At 61.0% G+C, this 19,055-nt stretch carries 13 protein-coding genes; 3 read left to right on the plus strand and 10 right to left on the minus strand.

The genetic code is table 11. The features are described from left to right. Positions 1-371 precede the first annotated feature (371 nt). Together ACVWVP_RS07870 and hutC are read right to left on the minus strand one after the other, a co-directional pair. Complete coding sequence (locus tag ACVWVP_RS07870; protein WP_457405121.1) at positions 372-932, minus strand: HutD/Ves family protein; 561 nt, start codon at positions 930-932, stop codon at positions 372-374. Continuing rightward, positions 929-1,639: a histidine utilization repressor gene (gene hutC / locus ACVWVP_RS07875; protein WP_259172907.1), complete on the minus strand. Its 711-nt coding sequence runs from the start codon at positions 1,637-1,639 to the stop codon at positions 929-931. The genes ACVWVP_RS07870 and hutC overlap by 4 nt, the downstream gene beginning before the upstream one ends. Before the next feature lie 147 nt (positions 1,640-1,786). Between hutC and ACVWVP_RS07880 the strand changes: the two genes are divergently transcribed. Beyond that, positions 1,787-3,151, plus strand: coding sequence for a formimidoylglutamate deiminase (locus ACVWVP_RS07880; RefSeq protein ID WP_457405123.1), 1,365 nt, complete (start codon positions 1,787-1,789; stop codon positions 3,149-3,151). Between the two features lie 116 nt (positions 3,152-3,267). On the opposite strand, the gene ACVWVP_RS07885 is transcribed toward ACVWVP_RS07880, so the two are convergent. The 6 genes from ACVWVP_RS07885 to ACVWVP_RS07910 all read right to left on the minus strand — a co-directional run bounded on the left by ACVWVP_RS07885 (position 3,268) and on the right by ACVWVP_RS07910 (position 12,945). Then, positions 3,268-3,837 (minus strand): lipocalin family protein, encoded by a 570-nt coding sequence (locus ACVWVP_RS07885; protein ID WP_017734862.1) that lies wholly within the window; start codon positions 3,835-3,837, stop codon positions 3,268-3,270. Between the two features lie 30 nt (positions 3,838-3,867). Beyond that, on the minus strand, positions 3,868-4,122 hold the full coding sequence (locus ACVWVP_RS07890) for a hypothetical protein (protein ID WP_105697716.1): 255 nt from the start codon (positions 4,120-4,122) through the stop codon (positions 3,868-3,870). Positions 4,123-4,298: 176 nt separating this feature from the next. Next, positions 4,299-5,309: a class 1 fructose-bisphosphatase gene (locus tag ACVWVP_RS07895; RefSeq protein ID WP_060754592.1), complete on the minus strand. Its 1,011-nt coding sequence runs from the start codon at positions 5,307-5,309 to the stop codon at positions 4,299-4,301. Between the two features lie 96 nt (positions 5,310-5,405). Then, complete coding sequence (locus ACVWVP_RS07900) at positions 5,406-6,761, minus strand: DUF3999 domain-containing protein (protein WP_178918553.1); 1,356 nt, start codon at positions 6,759-6,761, stop codon at positions 5,406-5,408. Continuing rightward, positions 6,761-10,291 carry a DUF2339 domain-containing protein gene (locus ACVWVP_RS07905; RefSeq protein ID WP_457405128.1) on the minus strand — a complete coding sequence of 1,177 codons (3,531 nt, stop codon included), beginning with the start codon at positions 10,289-10,291 and terminating at the stop codon, positions 6,761-6,763. The genes ACVWVP_RS07900 and ACVWVP_RS07905 overlap by 1 nt, the downstream gene beginning before the upstream one ends. A gap of 203 nt (positions 10,292-10,494) precedes the next feature. Next, positions 10,495-12,945 (minus strand): glycogen/starch/alpha-glucan phosphorylase, encoded by a 2,451-nt coding sequence (locus ACVWVP_RS07910; RefSeq protein WP_176997274.1) that lies wholly within the window; start codon positions 12,943-12,945, stop codon positions 10,495-10,497. Between the two features lie 235 nt (positions 12,946-13,180). On the opposite strand from ACVWVP_RS07910, the gene ACVWVP_RS07915 reads away from it, so the two are divergent. After that, positions 13,181-13,615, plus strand: a complete 435-nt coding sequence (locus ACVWVP_RS07915) for a YkgJ family cysteine cluster protein (RefSeq protein ID WP_176997275.1) — start codon at positions 13,181-13,183, stop codon at positions 13,613-13,615. 235 nt (positions 13,616-13,850) lie between these two features. Here ACVWVP_RS07915 and typA read toward each other — a convergent pair whose 3' ends face one another. Continuing rightward, positions 13,851-15,671 carry a translational GTPase TypA gene (gene typA, locus ACVWVP_RS07920; RefSeq protein WP_135289133.1) on the minus strand — a complete coding sequence of 607 codons (1,821 nt, stop codon included), beginning with the start codon at positions 15,669-15,671 and terminating at the stop codon, positions 13,851-13,853. A 139-nt stretch (positions 15,672-15,810) separates the two neighbouring features. Beyond that, complete coding sequence (gene thiI / locus ACVWVP_RS07925) at positions 15,811-17,265, minus strand: tRNA uracil 4-sulfurtransferase ThiI (protein WP_178918551.1); 1,455 nt, start codon at positions 17,263-17,265, stop codon at positions 15,811-15,813. A 333-nt stretch (positions 17,266-17,598) separates the two neighbouring features. Between thiI and glnA the strand changes: the two genes are divergently transcribed. Next, the gene (glnA, locus tag ACVWVP_RS07930) at positions 17,599-19,005 is read left to right on the plus strand and encodes a glutamate--ammonia ligase (RefSeq protein WP_024072899.1); all 1,407 of its coding nucleotides are present in this window, start codon (positions 17,599-17,601) and stop codon (positions 19,003-19,005) included. The last annotated feature ends 50 nt before the right edge of the window (positions 19,006-19,055 follow it).

Here is a 19,055-nt window from a genome sequence, read left to right on the forward strand (position 1 = left end):
GCGATCGATGCGCGAACATGGATGGTGCGAAGGAGAGTCTTACGCACACATCTTTACTTGTACATACAAGCATATGCAATCAAGCGGCCAACTTGGCGAGGGGGTTGTCGAGATTTTTTTGGAAAGCACGCGCAAGCCTTGGAAATTAAGGCTTCGGGGCTTGATGAAATTTCTTACGGAGGATTTTTACAGCGAGAGAGGTTTAGCGCGTTGGCGTGGTTTTGCGCCACGCTGGGGCATTCGGTAACAAATTGGTGCGGGGTCTGGAAACAGTTTTTATCAACACCACAAAACAACTGTAGGAGCCGGCTTGCCGGCGATGGCGGTGTGTCAGATACACCGCTATCGCCGGCAAGCCGGCTCCTACAGGGTTATTCGTGTGGGGTCAGTTCGATGATGCAGCTGCGGCCGGCTACGGAGATATCCAGCAGGCCAGTGTTACCGTCCACTTGCAGGCAGTCGTGGTGACCGAGCTTGTGGTCCAGCACCTTCACTTCATCCGCCACACTGAACACCAGCACGGTCTGCGCGGTCGTGAAGAATTGCTGCACGCCGTCCACCCATTGCAACCGCGCGTGGTAACGCTGGGGCGAGTAGATCAGGTTGAAGTCGCGAATCGGCCCGGCGATCAGGCGACAAGACACCTGGCTGTCACCTTTGAACGCGAACGGTTGCAGCGGTAACAAACCGCGCTGTTCCTCACCGTCGACCGTCAACACCATGCCTGCACCCTGGATCACGGTAATCACGCGCTGGTAACCGGCGAAGGTAGAGAACCCGCCCGACTCGCCAATGTCGGCAATCGACAGGCGCCAGCCAAAGCCATCGAGCCCTGCGCCGGCATCACGGGTGATTTCTTCGGTGCTGCCACCGCCGTTTTTCCACGGCATGCGCACGTAATCGGCGGCACGCCAGACTTTCACTGCACTCATTTACTGAAACGTCCTTCCAGGCTATGACGGGAACCGGGGTGGATCAAACGCGCGGCGGTCACCGGCTGGCGGCCCGACCAGGTGCGTCGGCGGATCAACAGGCACGGCTCGGTGGGCTCGATCTGTAGCAGCTTGCACTCGGCGGCGTCGGCCAGGATCGCCTCAACCACGTGCTCGCCTTCAGTGAGCGGTGCCACCTGGTTCAAATAGGCGTAAGGGGTTTGCTGGGTGAAATCCTGCTGCAGGTATTCCGGTGCGACCAGGGCGTTGACGAAACGGTCTTCGATTTGCACGGGAATGTCGTTTTCGAAGTGCACGATCAGCGAGTGGAATACGCGCCCGCCTTCACGCATCTCCAGGGCGACCGCACGCTCGGAGCCGGCAGCCTCTTCGCCCAGGTGGATGACCTGGCAAGTGTGCCGATGCCCACGGGAGGCGATCTCATCGGCAATGTTGTGCACTTCAAACAGCGCTGACTGGCTCTTGGGCTCGGCGACGAATGTGCCCACGCCTTGCATGCGCACCAGCAACCCTTCGGCGGTGAGCTCGCGCAGGGCACGGTTGATGGTCATGCGGCTGAAGCCCAGTTCGCTGACGAGTTCGCTCTCGGACGGCACGCGGTAATGGGGCGGCCAGTTGCCGGTGAGAATCTGCTGGCTGATCATCTGTTTGACGCGGGCATACAAGGGCGCCGGACTTTCGTCCATGTGGGCAGCCAGCGAAGAGTTGGCGGGCGGAGTCGGCACAGGGAATCCTTGCAGGTGGAAAAGATGCATAGATTGCCGGAGTTTACCGAGCAGGCAAACGTCTGTATATGTATATACAAATAAACACACGACCGGGGTGCCTTGATCATGTCCGCTTTCTTTGCCGAACGCGCGCTGCTGCCTAATGGATGGGCCAATGATGTACGTCTTGAAGTCAGCGCCGATGGCCTGCTGACAAAGGTTGAGGCCAATGCCAGTGCAGAGGGCGCTGAACGGCTGAGAGGCCCGGCTCTGGCGGGCATGCCGAACTTGCACTCCCATGCGTTCCAGCGCGCCATGGCCGGTTTGGCCGAAGTAGCGGGCAACCCGAATGACAGTTTCTGGACCTGGCGCGACCTGATGTACCGGATGGTCGGCAAGATCAGCCCGGACCAATTGCAGGTCATCGCACGTCAGCTGTACATCGAGATGCTCAAGGCCGGCTACACCTCGGTCGCCGAATTCCACTATGTACACCATGACGTCAGCGGCCAGCCGTACGCCGACCGCACCGAGCTGTCGCGCCAGATCAGCCTGGCGGCGGCCAGCAGCGGGATTGGCCTGACGCTGTTGCCGGTGCTTTATACACATTCCGGGTTTGGTGGCCAGGCGCCGAATGAAGGCCAGCGGCGCTTTATCAACAGCACCGAACACTACCTGGACCTGCAGGCCCGCTTGAAGCCTATCCTCGCCGCACAGCCGGCCCAGCAGTTGGGCTTGTGCTTTCACTCCCTGCGCGCCGTCACGCCCCAGCAGATCAGCGACGTGCTGGCGGCCAGCGACAAAGCCTGCCCGGTGCATATCCACATCGCCGAACAGCAAAAGGAAGTCGACGACTGCCTGGCCTGGAGCGGCAAGCGACCTCTGCAGTGGCTGTATGACAACGTCGAGGTCGATGAGCGTTGGTGCCTGGTGCACGCCACCCATGCTGATGCCGACGAAGTGAAGCGCATGGCAGAGAGCCGTGCGATTGCCGGTTTGTGCCTGACGACTGAGGCCAACCTGGGGGACGGTATTTTCCCGGCCGTGGATTTCCTCGCCCAGGGCGGGCGCATGGGTATCGGTTCCGACAGCCATGTCTCGCTGAGCGTGGTGGAAGAATTGCGTTGGCTGGAATACGGCCAGCGCCTGCGCGATCAGCGGCGCAACCGGTTGTATCGCAGTGATCAGCCGATGGTGGGGCGCACGCTGTTTGATGCTGCGCTGGACGGTGGCGCTCAAGCATTGGGGCAACCGATAGGTCGCCTGGAAGTGGGTAAACGTGCGGATTGGATTGTGTTGGACGGCAGTGATCCGTATCTGGCGACAGCCACAGAAGACGGGATTCTCAATCGCTGGTTGTTTGCCGGGGGTGATCGGCAGGTGCGGGATGTGCTGGTGAACGGCAAGTGGGTGGTGCGCGATGGGCATCATGCTGGTGAGGAAGACAGCAATCGCGCATTCACACAGGTGTTAAAGGACTTACTCGGTTAAAACTGTGGGAGCGGGCTTGCTCGCGAAAGCGGTGTGTCAGCCACTGCATCTGGTACTGATATACCGCGTTCGCGAGCAAGCCCGCTCCCACATTTATGATCGGCGGTGACCCAGGCTTATTGCGAGGTCTTGGCCATCTGTTTGTCCGACGTGCGCCAGATCAAACGTGTGGTGTCGTACCCCTGCTGCCGCGCCCTGCTCAGCAGGTCTTCGCGGGTGTCGGCATTCACGGTTGGCGTGCGCGACAGTATCCACATGTAGCGTCGGCTGGGGCTGCCCACAATCGCGGTCTTGTAGTCATCACTGACGTACAGCACCCAGTAGTCGCCCTTGGCGACGCCCGGCAGTAACGACGTGAACCAGTTATTGAATTCCACCCAGAGCTTGTCGGTCTTGCCCGGTACTTGCGGCGTGGCCGTGCCTTTGGCTTCTTCCCACTTCCATTCGGTCGTCAGGCAGCGGTTGAACACCGACATGTCGCCATCGGGCAACAGCGTGTAACGGGCTTCGGACTGGGCGCAGTTGCGCTGGAAGTACATCGGCAATCGGGCCAACTCATACCAGGTGCCCTGGTAACGCTTGAGGTTGACGTTGCTCGCTGTCTTGGGTTGCAGATCGTCGCCAGAATGGCTGGCGCAGCCCGCCAAAAACAGGCTGGCACAAAGGTATAAAACAAAACGCATCATTCTTTTTCTCCCGCAGGCTCGCGCCCCGGTTTACTTCAGGCCTTGCCCGGAAAACATCAGAACTTTGTCACCGGCGTATTGCACGCTGATAAAGCTGTTTTTATCGCCCCACGTGCAGCTGGACATGCCCAGTGCGCCGGAACAATCGGTCGGCTTGCCCAGCAACGACTCCACCTCAGCCTTGGCCATGCCAGCCGACAGCTTCGCGTAATTTTCCTGATTGACCTTGCTGCAGGCGGCCAAAAGCACGCAAAAAGTCAGCAGGGCGAGACGGCGTAACGACATGGGATAACTCCTGGAGAGACGAAGCAGCGTGGGTATCTGCCAGAAGCTTAGAAGGGAAAAGGGGTGTCTGGTTCCCGATGAGCAAAAACAAAAAAAGCCCCGAAACGCTGAAACGTTTCGGGGCTTCTTCAAGGGTGATCCGGCTCACAACAACGCAGATGACCGGTCGCCGCCACTTACTGCTTGTGGTAGGCGGTCACGCGCTCAACTTCTTCCTTCGAACCCAGGAACACCGCCACACGCTGGTGCAGGCCTTCAGGCTGGATGTCGAGGATGCGCTGATGGCCGTCGGTGGACGCGCCACCCGCCTGCTCGACCAGAAAGGACATCGGGTTGGCTTCATACATCAAGCGCAGCTTGCCCGGCTTGGACGGCTCGCGGCTGTCGCGTGGGTACATGAACAGGCCACCACGGGTCAGGATACGGTGTACGTCAGCCACCATCGCAGCGACCCAGCGCATGTTGAAGTTCTTCTTCAACGGGCCTTCCTCGCCTTCCATCAACTCGTTCACGTAGCGCTGCACCGGGGCTTCCCAGTGGCGCTGGTTGGACATGTTGATGGCAAATTCCTGGGTGGAGGCAGGAATGGAGATGTCTTCGTGGGTCAGCACGAAGCTGCCCATTTCACGGTCCAGGGTGAAGCCCTTGACGCCGTCGCCCAGGGTCAGTACCAGCATGGTCTGCGGGCCGTAGATCGCGTAGCCGGCCGCGACCTGCTCGGTGCCCGGCTGCAGGAAGGCCTTTTCGTTCAGGGCTTCGTTCTGGCTCAGGTATTCGTTCGGGCAACGCAGTACCGAGAAGATGGTGCCGACCGGTGCGTTGATGTCGATGTTGGACGAGCCGTCCAGTGGGTCGAATACCAACAGGTACGCGCCTTTCGGGTATTTACCCGGGATCTGGTAGGCGTTGTCCATTTCTTCGGACGCCATGCCGGCCAGGTGACCGCCCCATTCGTTGGCTTCGAGCAGGATCTCGTTGGACAGCACGTCGAGTTTCTTCTGCACTTCGCCCTGCACGTTTTCAGTGCCCATGCTGCCCAGGACACCACCCAGTGCGCCTTTGGACACGGCGTGGCTGATTTCCTTGCAAGCACGCGCCACCACTTCGATAAGGAAGCGCAGATCGGCAGGCGTGTTGTTGCTGCGGGTCTGCTCAATCAAATAGCGACTCAAGGTAACGCGGGACATGTAAGGCTCCGGAGAATGGGGGGGCTAAAAACCCGCGCAGTTTAACGCGAGTCGGGGCTTATTTCCTCTCATCAGAGGATTTAACACCAATAGAGTTCACGGTTTGGCCACGGGCTTGCGCAACAGACTGTAGGCCATGCCTCCCAGCGCCGCCACGCCGAGCAGAAGTACAGCCCACAGGCCCAGCTTCTTCCAGTCGGCACCAACAGGGGGCGACACCGCTGCAACCGACGCACTGACCACCGCCTCGCCCACGGTCCTGGCCTGCCCCAGGGTCTTCAGGCGCTCGGCGCTGTAGTCGGGAATCAGAGTCGATAACGGCAGGTTCGCCGCCTTCACGGCGCCATTGCCCAGCGCCAAGGTGAACGGCGGCTCACCCCGCGCCAAAAACACCAGTTGCGTGGAGCGTACGGCAAAACGCACGGCCGGTGCGTCGACGCCCAGGCCACCGCCGCGCTCGTCGACCTGCAATTTGAGTTCGGTCACAGCCTGGCCCGGCAACGGCAACTCATCCTGCACCACCTCCTGGCCATTCTGGGCCAGGCGATACAGCAAGCCATTGCTCAGGGGTTGCCAGGCTTGGTTGGCTTCACGCCGCCCCGCCAGCGTCACCGGCGCCAGCGTGTTGGGCTGTTTCAACTCGATGCGCAGGCGCTCGACATTCAGCCCCGTCGGCAGTTGCCAGCTGTATTCCCCCGCCTTGAGCCGCGTGCCCGACAACGGCTGCGACCACACCAATGGCATTGGCAGGCTGCTGCGGGTGGCGCTGGTCAACTTGGCCGACGTCAGCAGCGGCGCGGCCTGCCCCTGCCAGACCAATCGCAGGTAACGCGCCGACTGCCCCGGCAAGCTGACGTCATGCTGCTCGACCCGTTCGTCGGCAAACGACAGGCGCGCCACCTGGCCATCGCCCCACGATTCCCAGTGCTGCAAGTCGTCGCTGGCTTCGATGCTGAAACGCTGGAACCCGTCCTGCTCCCGGCTCCAATCCAGGTTCAGTTGCTGCAACGGCGCCTTGATCGCACTGGCATCCAACACCCAGCCGCGCAGCACCTGCTTGCCGGGCTTGGGCGCGGTGGCTGGCTTGATCTCCACCAGGGCACCCTCGGTAGTGGCCTTCATCACCACGCCCGGCAACGCCTGTTGGGTATCAGCGGCGTACAGCGGGAACCACTTCACGTCGGTCACCGCGCGACTTTCGGTGGGCTGCGACGATTGACGGGACAACGCATAGGCCTGGGGTTCACCCGCCGCGTTGAACACCCGCACATCACTGAGATCCGCCTGGCGCGCGCTCAACTGCACCGCCAGCGGCAGCTCCAGGCGATACCAGGGGCCGTTGCCGCTCACCGCCAGCGGCACATGCGTGGTGAAGTCGGCCGGCCCTTCCTGGGCAACTGCCGCCGCGCACGCCATCCATACCGCCAACCCGCCCAGACTCAACTTGCCCATCAAGAAGACGCTCCTTCGGTTTCAATCACAGGTTCGGCACGTTTAGGGGGCAGCGGCGCAAAGTAGCCCACCACCAGCAGCAACCCGCCCACGCCGATAAACGACACAATCCGCGCCAGACCGCCGCGGTTGCTCAGCTCGACAAAGAACAGCTTGGCCACCACCAGCGCAATCAAGGCCGCGCCGATCAGCCACACTTCGCGACGATGGCGCAGGTGGCCGCCGATCATCAGGCCGAGGGCGATCAGCGTCCACACGATCGACAGTCCCGCCTGCACCAGCATGGATTCGAGCAACGCATCCAGCTGGAACGGCACACCGCCCCAATGATGAGCGGTGCGCATCACCAGGGCCGTAAAGAACGCAAACAACGAAATACCGGCAACACCCTGGGCGATCAGTTCCACCCTCGGCCCGCGTTGCGGCGCCACGCTGCGTGACCACAGGTAAACGCCCAACAGCGCAAACAGCAGGCCCAGGTCCAGCGGGTTGAGCAACGGTACATAGGGCAGCGGCTTGGCCACGCCATCGCTGAACGTGTTTGCCAGCCAGAACCAGCCGAGCATCAGCACCGCCAGCGGCAATGCCGCCAGCACACGGTATTCACGCGGGTACGCCGACACCGGCCATGGCCAGCTGCGTGGTGCGGCTGCCAGTACCAGGTACAGGCTTGGCAGGATCGCCCAGCCCAACCAGCGCCAGGCGTTGTATTCGGCCGACAGAGACAGCAGACCATAACGCAGCTCCAGCGCCAGCACGCCGATCAGCATCCAGCAGCCCAGCACGTGGGCCACGCTCAGCACCTTGCCTGGCACGATGGCCGCCAGGCGCCGCAGCGAAATGAAATGCACCGCAAACACGGCGAACCAGGCCAGCCAGCCGAACTGCGCAGCCGGGTGGTAGTAGGCATGGGCAGACACCAGCAACACCACGCCGGCAGCCGGCATCAGCAACGTGCACAGCATGCCCAGCGACGCCCAGCGCAGACGCTCGGCCAGCAGTGCCCAGATCGCCACGCTGATCGCGGCGATGCCCAGCAGGAAAGCGCCTTGCAATTCCTGCGGGACAAACCGCAGCACTTCTCCGGTCAGCGCCAGCGTCCACCAGGCCGCGCCCCACACCAGCAACAGGTCGGACAGCCGTTGCAGTTTCAGTACGTCAAACACCGGCGCATGGGGTTCGCGTTGCAAACGCCAGGCGCCCACGAGCGCCGCCAGGCCCAGCACCATCGGCGTCCAGAAACCGCTGTGGGCCAGCGGACGCAAACCTTCGCTCGCCAGCGGCCCCAGCAGTTGCGGCACCGAGAGCAGGAACGAAGCACCGCCGACCACCTGCAGCAGCAAGCCGAATACAAAGCTGACGCGCTGTTGCAGGTACAGGCTCAGCCAGATGATCAACACCCCACTGGCCGCCCACACACCGCTGGCGCTTTCCCACGGCAGCACGAACAGCACCGCGAGATTGATCAGCACCAGCCCCGCCAGCAGCACCACTGACAGCCCGCGCAGCAAGCGCACATCACCGCGCACCATATCGTCACGCGCCGCCAGCAGCATGCCGCCAACCAATGCAAGGCCGATCAGCGATGCCGTCAGCAAACCGCCCCAGCCCGCACTGAACACCGCCGCCCCATCGCCGCCCTGCAAGCGCAACAGGAACAACGCGCCGCCCAGCAACTGCACGGCGAACGCAGTGAACAGGAAGGTGCGCGAGCCGATGCGCAGGCCGACAAACAGTGTCGCCAGGCCGGCGAGGGCCCAACTGATGGCCGTGCCTTGGGCCTGCAACAGCAACGGCGCCAGCAGGTAAAGGAAGCCCAGGCCCAGGCTTGCCAGCACCGGCAAGCCTTTGCGTTCCCACTCCGACGCCTGCTCGGTGGAGGCTTTGCGCAGTTGATCGAAACTGAACAGCAGCGCAGCGCCCAGTAGCAACGCGCCCAACGGCGCGCCGTCGAGCAGGCTGTGCTCCCCCATGCGCAACTCGCTGAGGAACGCCACCGCCGAGCCCAGTTGCAGCAACAAACCGAAGGCCCGCGCCAGCGGCCGCTGTTGGCGCACACCCAGCCACAGTATCCCGGCGCCCTCCACGGCCCATGCCGCAGCGGTCCAGCGCGCATCCAGGCCCAGGGGAATCGCCAGGCTGGCGAAGATCACGCCCAGAGCCAAGCAGGTCTCCGCCAGCAGCAACGCGCGCCCGCCACTGAGCATGCGAGCCAGGGCCATGTAGATAATGCCCAGGCCGAGAGCGCTGAACGCCGCCGCGAATTCCAGGTGCTGCACCAGCGCAAACTGCAAGCCAAAGCCCACCAGCGGCGGGCCGAACAGCATGCTGCCGTCGACATAGTCACCCTTGGCCGCCGACCAGCGCAGCAGGGCGCTACGGCTGTCGTCCTCAGGGGCGTCGCGCATCTCCAGCAACTTGCGCCGGGCGAACAGCAGGCCGATGGCCAGGTACATCAGGAAAAACAGGATCAGGAAGGGTTCGGTGCTCCACAACAACTCCGGCGTGTAAGAGCGCATGCCCCACGCAAAGCCGATGCCGAAGGTGCCGACAAAGCCGATCAGGTTGAGCAGGCGCCAGGCCTTGAACCAGGCGATGGCGAGGATGCCGGCGTTGAGCAGCGCGAAATAGCTGAACAACGCCACATGGTTACCGGCACCGGTAGAGGTGAGGATCGGCGCCGCAAAACCGCCCAACGCCGCCGCGCAGGCCAGGCCCGAGGCGTCCTGGGTAATCGCCAGGATCGCCGAGAACACCGTCACCGCCACCAACAGGCCCAGCGCCGCCCCGGGGTCGATCAGCGGGTGCAGGCGCATCGCGGCAAACACCGTCAGGTACAGCACCGCGATCCCGGTGCCTTGCAGCATCAGCCCGTAATTGCTGTTGCGCAGGCGCAGCCACCAGCCCAAGCCCAGCAGGCCAACCGCGGCTGCGGCAACGCCGGCGTAACGCAGCTCGATCGGCACCACCATGCCTTCGGTGGCGTAGCGCAGCAGGAAAGCCAGGCCGAGGAACAACAGCACCACGCCAACCCGCAGCACGGTGTTGCCACCCAACAGCCAATTGCGCGCACCGCTGATGGCGCGCTCGACCAGGTTGGGACCACGGGGCGTCACGGGCTCAGCGGGACGTGGGGCGGGAGCAGGTGCCCAGACGTCATCCGGCAGCGGTTGGCTGGGCTCGGCAACCATCGCCACGGGCGCCAGTTCGGCGGGCAGCTCCCAGACAAGCTCAGGCGCCTCAGCGACAGGGGTGGGTTGAGGTTCGGGTTCAGGGGCGACGGGCTCGGCAGCAATACTGCTCGCCGGGGCAGGCACTTCCAGTTGCCGCAGGCGTTCGCCCAATGCGATCAGCGCCTTCTGCGTGGTTTCCAACTGACGTGCTTGCTGGTTAGCCTGGGACGACAGCATCGACAGGCGAATCGCCTGGCCGATCCCCAACCCCAGCAGCGCACCAAAACCGGCATCGGTGAACGACTCATCGAGTGTCCAGCCGAGTGCCAGGCCAATCAGCATGAAAATCCATTGCATGGTCGATATCCCTAAGCAGCCCGAAGCGGGCAAACCGAGGCCTAGTATATCGACGCGGAACCAATGTGGGAGGGAGACTTGTGTGGGAGCGGGCTTGCTCGCGAAAGCGGTGGGTCAGTAACAGATGAGTTGCCTGACACGCCGTCTTCGCGAGCAAGCCCGCTCCCACACAAGCCCGCTCCCACATTTCGGTATTGCGGTGGTCAGTCGAGGGCTTTCCAGATCTCGGTCGCGTATTCGCGAATGGTGCGGTCCGAGCTGAACCACCCCATCCGCGCCGTATTCAACACCGCCGAACGCCACCACGCCTTGGAGTCGTGCCAATGCGCTTCGACCCGTGCCTGGGCGTCCCAGTACGAATCGAAGTCGGCACACACCAGGAAACGGTCGTAATCGATCAGCCCGTCGATCAGGCCCACGTAGCGGCCCGGATCATCCGGCGAGAACACCCCGCCACGGATCGCCTGCAACACATCATTGAGGCGATGGGAGGCCGCGATGTCCGGCCCGGCATTGAACTCGCCGGCGTGCTTGCGCGCCTCCACTTGTTGAGCGCTCAGGCCGAAGATGAACATGTGTTCGGCACCGACGCGCTCGTGCATCTCCACGTTGGCGCCGTCCATGGTGCCGATGGTCAGCGCGCCGTTGAGGCCGAACTTCATGTTGCTGGTGCCCGAGGCCTCGAAGCCTGCGGTGGAGATCTGCTCCGACAAGTCGGCGGCGGGAATGATGCTCTCCGCCAGGCTGACGTTGTAGTTGGGCAGGAACACCACCTTGAGCAACCCGCGCACGGTCGGGTCGTTGTTAACGGTGCGCGCGATGTCGTTGGTCAGCTTGATGATCAACTTGGCCTGGTGATAACTGGCCGCGGCCTTGCCGGCGAAAATCTTCACCCGTGGCACCCAGTCGGTGCCGGGCTCGGCGCGGATGGCCTGGTACAGCGCCACGGTGTGCAGCAGGTTGAGCAGCTGGCGTTTGTACTCGTGGATACGCTTGACCTGCACGTCGAACATCGCCGCCGGGTTCACTGAGATGCCCAGGCGCTCGTGGATGATGTCTGCCAGGGCACGCTTGCTGTGCAGGCGCTGTTCGGCGAAGGCTTTGCGGAACGCCTGTTTCTCGGCGAACGGCTCTAGCTCTACCAGGCGTTGCTCGGGCTTGTCGAGGATGTCCGGGCCCAACGCTTCCACCAACATGTCGGTGAGCTTGGGGTTGGCCTGGTACAGCCAACGACGGAAGGTGATGCCGTTGGTTTTGTTGTTGATGCGCTCCGGGTACAGCTTGTGCAGTTCGGAGAACACCGTGCTGCGCATCAACTGGGTGTGCAAACCGGACACGCCGTTGACGCTATGGGAGCCAAGAAACGCCAGGTTGCCCATACGCACGCGGCGGCCGTTGTCTTCTTCGATCAGCGACACGGCGCGCAGCACGTCAAAATCGTGGATGCCTTTGGCCCGCAGCGAGTCAATGTGCTGGGCGTTGATCAGGTAAATGATCTGCATGTGCCGCGGCAACATGCGCTCCATCAAGCCGACCGGCCAGGTTTCCAGGGCTTCGGGCAACAGCGTGTGGTTGGTGTAGGAAAGGGTCTCAACGGTGACGTCCCACGCGGCTTCCCACGGGATGTCGTGCAGGTCCACCAGTTGGCGCATCAACTCGGCCACGGCGATGGACGGGTGGGTGTCGTTAAGCTGGATTGCGGCGTGCTCGCCCAGGCTCAGCACCGAGCCGTGCATGTTCTTGTGGCGGCGCAGCAGGTCTTGCAGGGAGGCGGCGACGAAAAAGTATTCCTGGCGCAGGCGCAGTTCCTGCCCTGCTTCGGTGCTGTCGGCCGGGTAAAGCACCCGGGAGATGCTTTCGGCACGGGCCACTTCGGCGACGGCGCCCAGGTGGTCACCGGCGTTGAAGCGCTCCAGGTGCAGGTCTTCCACGGCCCGGGCACGCCACAGGCGCAAGGTGTTGACGCTTGCGCCGCGCCAGCCGACCACCGGGGTGTCATAGGCCACCGCGCGCACGGTTTCGTTGGGCGTCCACACCTGGATCATCTTGCCCGAGGCATCGGCCTTGGTCTCGACACTGCCGCCAAAGCCGATCGGGTAGATCACTTCAGCCCGCTCGAACTCCCACGGGTTGCCGAAATCCAGCCAGCGCTCGGTCTGCTCTTGCTGCCAGCCATCAACAATCGCCTGGCGGAACAAACCATGCTCATAGCGAATGCCATAACCGTGGCCGGCAATGCCCAGGGTCGACATGCTTTCCATGAAGCACGCCGCCAGGCGGCCCAGCCCCCCGTTGCCGAGCGCCGCGTCGGGCTCCAGCAAGCGGATGCGCTCCAGGTCCACGCCCAGCTCGGACAGGGCGTCGCGTGCGATTTCCAGCACACCCAGGTTGCTCAGGCTGTCGTAGAGCAGGCGGCCAATCAGGAATTCCAGGGAAAGGTAATAAACCCGCTTCTGACCTTTGCGGTAGATATGCCGCGTATGGTTCATCCAGTGGTCGACCATCTGGTCGCGCGCGGCCAGGGCAATGGCTTCGAACCAGTCGTGGTCGAAGGCGTGATCCGGGTCCTTGCCCACCGCGTAGGTGAGTTTGGTCAAGACGGCATCGCGAAATGCGGCTACCTCTGCTTCTCGTGCAAGCGGTTCCTGAGACATCGGTGCGACCTCGGGCGAGATAGAAGGAGTGGCTAGAGCCTAGTCGGTCTGACAGACGGTAGACGCTCTGGTTCGGCACTTTTTTAACGCATTTACCTTTGGGGTTTTAGATGCAGGGCTCGTGCCCGATCACCGTTCACGTCGCCTTGCAGCGGAAATCCGCAAAATATTGTTCAAAAAACCACCAATCCCGGTATGATCGCGCGCCCGGATAACGCCCCACCTTGGAACCCTGATGAAGCCTCAACTGATCGCCGCCGCGGAACTCGACCGTCTCGAGACTTGGCAGAAATACTCCGCCCACATGTGTGGGGGCTGCGTGTCCAGCTGCTGCACGCTGCCGGTGGAAGTGAAGATCAAAGACCTGATCCGCATTGGCATCGTCGATGAGTTCGAGCGTGGTGACCCACCGAAGAACATCGCCAAGCGTTTGCAGAAGGAAGGCATCGTCGAGCGTTTCAATTCCAAGTCCGAGATCTTTACCCTGCAGCGCATGAGCAACAACGATTGCCTGTATCTGGACCGTAAGACGCGCTTCTGCACTATTTATGACAAGCGCCCGGACACATGCCGCAACCACCCGAAAATCGGGCCACGCCCGGGGTATTGCGCGTACAAGCCGAAGGAAGTGGTGCGCGAGACCAATTTGCGCACACTCGATAAATTCTGATCCAAAGCCAAACCTGTAGTGAGCGGGCTTGCCCCGCGCTGGGTGGCGAAGCCGCCCCAAGACCATGCGCCTCGGTCTGACTGAAACACCGAGGTGTCTGGATTTAGGGCGGCTTCGCCACCCAGCGCGGGGCAAGCCCGCTCACTACAAGAGCCCGCGTCGCACAGAATCCAGGCATAAAAAAAACGCCCCCGGCCTTTCGACCGGGGGCGTTTTTCATTCAGCCTGAGTTAACTCAGTTCTTGGCTTTCTTGGCAGCGCGGGTACGCTCGCCTTCGTCCAGGATCTTCTTACGCAGGCGGATCGACTTAGGTGTCACTTCGCACAGCTCGTCGTCCTGGATGAATTCCAGAGCCTGTTCCAGGGTAAAGCGAACAGGTGGAACCAGGGCGATGGTTTCGTCTTTACCCGAAGCACGCATGTTGTCGAGCTTCTTGCCTTTGGTTGGGTTGACGCCCATGTCGTTGTCACGGCTGTTCAGACCAACGATCTGGCCGTTGTAGATCTCTTGACCGTGTTCAACAAACAGCTTGCCACGCGCCTGGAGGGTTTCCAGGGAGTAGGTCAGTGCCTTGCCGGTTTCTACCGATACCAGAACACCGTTCTGACGGCCGGACATGTCGCCGGACTTCATGGTGTCGTAGCGATCGAAGATCGAGGTCAGGATGCCAGCACCGTTGGTCAGGGTCAGGAACTGGTTACGGAAACCGATCAGACCACGAGCAGGGATGTTGTATTCCAGACGTACACGGCCTTTGCCATCCGGCACCATGTTGGTCAGGTCGCCTTTACGCAGACCCATCTCTTCCATCACCTTGCCCTGGGATTCTTCCGGGGTGTCGATGGTGACGTTTTCGAACGGTTCCTGCTTCACGCCGTCAACTTGACGGATGATCACTTCTGGACGACCAACGCCCATTTCGAAGCCTTCGCGACGCATGGTTTCGATCAGTACCGAGAGGTGCAGCTCACCACGGCCGGAAACCTTGAACTTGTCAGCCGAGTCGCCTTCTTCAACGCGCAGAGCAACGTTGTACAGCAGCTCTTTGTCCAGACGCTCCTTGATGTTACGGGAGGTCACGAACTTGCCTTCTTTACCGCAGAAAGGCGAGTCGTTTACCTGGAAGGTCATGGAAACGGTTGGCTCGTCAACGGTCAGAGGCTTCATCGCCTCGACGGTGTCCGGGTGGCACAGGGTGTCGGAGATGAACAGCGAGTCCATACCGCTGATGCACACGATGTCGCCAGCAGCTGCTTCTTCAACGTCTACACGGTGCAGACCGTGGTGACCCATCAGCTTCAGGATACGACCGTTGCGCTTCTTGCCGTCGGCACCGATAGCGACAACCGGAGTGTTCGGCTTGACGCGACCACGAGCGATACGGCCAACGCCGATAACACCCAGGAAGCTGTTGTAGTCCAGAGCGGAGATCTGCATCTGGAACGCGCCGTCACGGTCAACAGCCGGTGCTGGCACGTTGTCGACGATCGACTGGTACAGCGGGGTCATGTCTTCAGCCATGTCGTTGTGGTCCAGACCGGCAATACCGTTCAGGGCCGAGGCGTAGACGACTTTGAAGTCCAGCTGTTCTTCGGTGGCACCCAGGTTGTCGAACAGGTCGAAGATCTGGTCCAGAACCCAGTCCGGACGCGCGCCTGGACGGTCAACCTTGTTGATGCACACGATCGGACGCAGGCCGGCTTCGAACGCCTTCTTGGTCACGAAACGGGTTTGCGGCATAGGGCCGTCTTGGGCATCAACCAGCAGCAGAACGGAGTCAACCATCGACATGACGCGTTCTACTTCGCCGCCGAAGTCGGCGTGGCCCGGGGTGTCCACGATGTTGATGTGGTAGCCGTTCCAGTTGATAGCGGTGTTTTTTGCCAGGATGGTAATACCGCGCTCTTTTTCCTGGTCGTTGGAGTCCATCACGCGCTCGTCGTTGAGCTCGTTGCGCTCCAGGGTGCCGGATTGACGCAGGAGTTTGTCTACCAGGGTGGTTTTACCATGGTCAACGTGAGCAATGATGGCGATGTTACGTAGATTTTCGATCACTTGTGTATCTCGATCAGAGGATTCGGTGTGCTGACAGGTCGTGGCAGCGATTAACAGTAGAGTCAGGCCTTGCCGTTACAGCTTGACGGCAGAGTCGGGGGGCCGGTGACGCAGGCCACAGGCAAACAGCCCCGGGCTCTTAGCTCGGTCGATAAACGCGCACATTGGCATGCCCCTCACTGAGCAAATGGTGGGCATGCAGGCGACTCATCACGCCTTTGTCGCAATACAGCAGGTACTGACGGCTGTTATCCAGTTCCTTGAAACGCGCGTTCAGTGCGTAGAACGGCAGCGTTTGCACGTCGATGCCAGCGATTTCCAGTGGCTCATCTTCAGCGGCATCCGGGTGACGGATGTCGATGACGATCTGGCCGGCCAGGGCTTCGCTGACTTCTTCGATCTTCACATCCTGGCCCAACTCGTCGATCACGCGATCGATCGGGACCAGCTTGGCGTTCTCGAGCGCACGCTCCAGGATCGCCATGTCGAATTCTTTCTCTTCATGCTCCACGCGGTAACGCTTGGCGTGGGTCTTGGGGTTCACCGAAATGACCCCGCAGTACTCAGGCATGTGCTTGGCAAAGTCGGCGGTGCCGATTTCTTCTGCCAGGTCGATGATGTCCTGCTTGTGGCTGGCGATCAGCGGGCGCAAGACCAGCTTCTCGGTGACGCAATCGATGATCGACAGGTTGGGCAGCGTCTGGCTGGACACCTGGGAGATCGCTTCACCGGTCACCAGCGCATCGATGTGCAGGCGGTCGGCAATGCTCGACGCCGCGCGCAACATCATACGCTTCAATACTACGCCCATATGACCGTTATCGACTTTACCGAGAATTTCTCCCAGCACTTCCTCGAACGGTACGCTCACAAATAGCACGCGTTGGGAGCTGCCGTATTTCTTCCAGATAAAGTGCGCAACTTCCATCACGCCCAATTCGTGTGCACGCCCGCCCAGGTTAAAGAAGCAGAAGTGGCTCATCAGGCCACGGCGCATGATCTGGTAGGCCGCCACCGTGGAATCGAAACCGCCGGACATGAGTACCAGGGTCTGTTCCAGGGCGCCCAGCGGGTAGCCGCCGATGCTGTTGTGCTGGCTGTGGATCACAAACAACCGTTGGTCGCGAATTTCGATACGGACTTCGATTTCCGGCGTTTTCAGCGAGATTCCTGCCGCGCCGCACTCGCGACGCAGCTTGCTGCCGACGTATTTTTCGACGTCCATGGAGCTGAACGGGTGCTTGCCGGCGCGCTTGCAGCGCACCGAAAAGATCTTGCCGGTCAGCGAGTCACCGTAGTGCTGCTTGCACTTCTCGGTGATGTCGTCGAAGTCGCCCAGCGCGTACTCATCCACCTGCAGGAAATGCGCGATGCCCGGCATGCAGCTCAGGCGCTCGGTCATGTCCTTCAAGGCTTTGGCGTCGGTAATGCGGGTTTCCAGCTCGAGGTTGTCCCACACACCGTTCACCACCACAGCCGGGTCCAGGTCTCGGAGCACGGCACGGATGTTCTTGGCCAATTGACGGATGAAACGCGTCCGTACCGGTCGGCTCTTGATGGTGATCTCGGGGAAGACTTTAACGATTAATTTCATGGAAACAGCGCGCGCCGGGCCTGCTGAAAAAGGGGGGCGCGGATTATAGCGGAAATCGCTCAAGGTTTAACCAGTTAATATGCACAACAGGTTGAGCGCACCAAAACAGGTCATTTTCACGAATTAACGCTACATTGCAGTGCGTTATTTTTTCCGTTTCAGCGGATTGCACCGTTATAGGGGCCATTTTGAGGCAAAAAGGCCATGTTGGCGCACTGGCATGCAATTTGCTCCCTTGTGAGGCAGGTTGCCTTGGCGGAGTATCCGCGCCGGCATCACCCACATTCTAAGGGCTAACTCCACTACCCAGCCCGAAGCCACCCGGAGGACACCATGTCGAAGTCGGTTCAACTCATCAAAGATCATGACGTTAAATGGATTGATCTGCGCTTCACGGACACCAAAGGTACTCAGCACCACGTGACCATGCCGGCTCGCGACGCGCTGGATGATGCTTTCTTCGAAGAAGGCAAAATGTTCGACGGCTCCTCCATCGCTGGCTGGAAAGGCATCGAAGCTTCCGACATGATCCTGATGCCGGACGACAGCACTGCCGTGCTCGACCCGTTCACCGAAGACCCAACCCTGATCATCGTCTGCGACGTGATCGAGCCTTCGACCATGCAAGGCTACGACCGCGACCCACGTGCGATCGCCAAGCGTGCCGAGGAATACCTGAAGTCGACCGGTATCGGCGACACTGTATTCGTAGGCCCAGAGCCAGAATTCTTCATCTTTGATTCGGTCAAGTTCAAGTCCGACATCTCCGGCTCCATGTTCAAGATCTTCTCCGAACAAGGTTCGTGGATGTCCGACCAGGACGTGGAAGGCGGCAACAAAGGCCACCGTCCAGGTATCAAAGGTGGCTACTTCCCAGTTCCGCCGTTCGACCACGACCACGAAATCCGTACCTCCATGTGCAACGCCATGGAAGAAATGGGCCTGGTCATCGAAGTTCACCACCACGAAGTGGCGACTGCCGGCCAGAACGAAATCGGCGTGAAGTTCAACACCCTGGTTGCCAAGGCTGACGAAGTTCAGACCCTGAAGTACTGCGTACACAACGTGGCTGATGCCTACGGCCGTACCGCTACCTTCATGCCTAAGCCTCTGTACGGCGATAACGGTTCGGGTATGCATGTTCACCTGTCCATCGCTAAAGAAGGCAAGAACACCTTCGCTGGCGAAGGTTATGCCGGCCTGTCCGACACTGCCCTGTACTTCATCGGCGGTATCATCAAGCACGGTAAGGCCCTGAACGGCTTCACCAACCCGTCGACCAACTCCTACAAGCGTCTGGTCCCAGGTTTCGAAGCACCGGTAATGCTGGCCTACTCGGCGCGTAACCGCTCCGCCTCGATCCGTATTCCTTACGTGTCCAGCCCTCGCGCTCGCCGCATCGAAGCCCGCTTCCCGGATCCAGCAGCCAACCCATACCTGGCCTTCGCTGCCCTGGTAATGGCGGGTCTGGACGGTATCCAGAACAAGATCCACCCTGGCGATGCCGCCGACAAAAACTTGTATGACCTGCCGCCTGAAGAGGCCAAAGAGATCCCACAAGTGTGCGGCAGCCTGAAAGAAGCCCTGGAAGAGCTGGACAAGGGCCGTGCGTTCCTGACCAAAGGCGGCGTATTCAGCGACGACTTCATCGATGCCTACATCGAGCTGAAAAGCGAAGAAGAAATCAAAGTACGCACCTTCGTACACCCACTGGAATACGAGCTGTACTACAGCTGCTAATCCAGTAGCGCTACTTGACGTAGCGTGACAAGAAAGGCCTCCTTCGGGAG

This window comes from Pseudomonas sp. TE24901, from assembly GCF_054058375.1.

Excerpts from the sequence above, each read along its gene's own strand:
- hutC (WP_259172907.1), bottom strand. The coding sequence starts at position 1,639 with ATGGACGAAAGTCCGGCGCCCTTGTATGCCCGCGTCAAACAGATGATC.
- thiI (WP_178918551.1), bottom strand. The coding sequence starts at position 17,265 with ATGAAATTAATCGTTAAAGTCTTCCCCGAGATCACCATCAAGAGCCGA.
- ACVWVP_RS07880 (WP_457405123.1), top strand. The coding sequence starts at position 1,787 with ATGTCCGCTTTCTTTGCCGAACGCGCGCTGCTGCCTAATGGATGGGCC.
- ACVWVP_RS07905 (WP_457405128.1), bottom strand. The coding sequence starts at position 10,291 with ATGCAATGGATTTTCATGCTGATTGGCCTGGCACTCGGCTGGACACTC.
- ACVWVP_RS07885 (WP_017734862.1), bottom strand. The coding sequence starts at position 3,837 with ATGATGCGTTTTGTTTTATACCTTTGTGCCAGCCTGTTTTTGGCGGGC.
- ACVWVP_RS07915 (WP_176997275.1), top strand. The coding sequence starts at position 13,181 with ATGAAGCCTCAACTGATCGCCGCCGCGGAACTCGACCGTCTCGAGACT.
- ACVWVP_RS07870 (WP_457405121.1), bottom strand. The coding sequence starts at position 932 with ATGAGTGCAGTGAAAGTCTGGCGTGCCGCCGATTACGTGCGCATGCCG.
- ACVWVP_RS07895 (WP_060754592.1), bottom strand. The coding sequence starts at position 5,309 with ATGTCCCGCGTTACCTTGAGTCGCTATTTGATTGAGCAGACCCGCAGC.
- ACVWVP_RS07890 (WP_105697716.1), bottom strand. The coding sequence starts at position 4,122 with ATGTCGTTACGCCGTCTCGCCCTGCTGACTTTTTGCGTGCTTTTGGCC.
- glnA (WP_024072899.1), top strand. The coding sequence starts at position 17,599 with ATGTCGAAGTCGGTTCAACTCATCAAAGATCATGACGTTAAATGGATT.
- ACVWVP_RS07910 (WP_176997274.1), bottom strand. The coding sequence starts at position 12,945 with ATGTCTCAGGAACCGCTTGCACGAGAAGCAGAGGTAGCCGCATTTCGC.
- ACVWVP_RS07900 (WP_178918553.1), bottom strand. The coding sequence starts at position 6,761 with ATGGGCAAGTTGAGTCTGGGCGGGTTGGCGGTATGGATGGCGTGCGCG.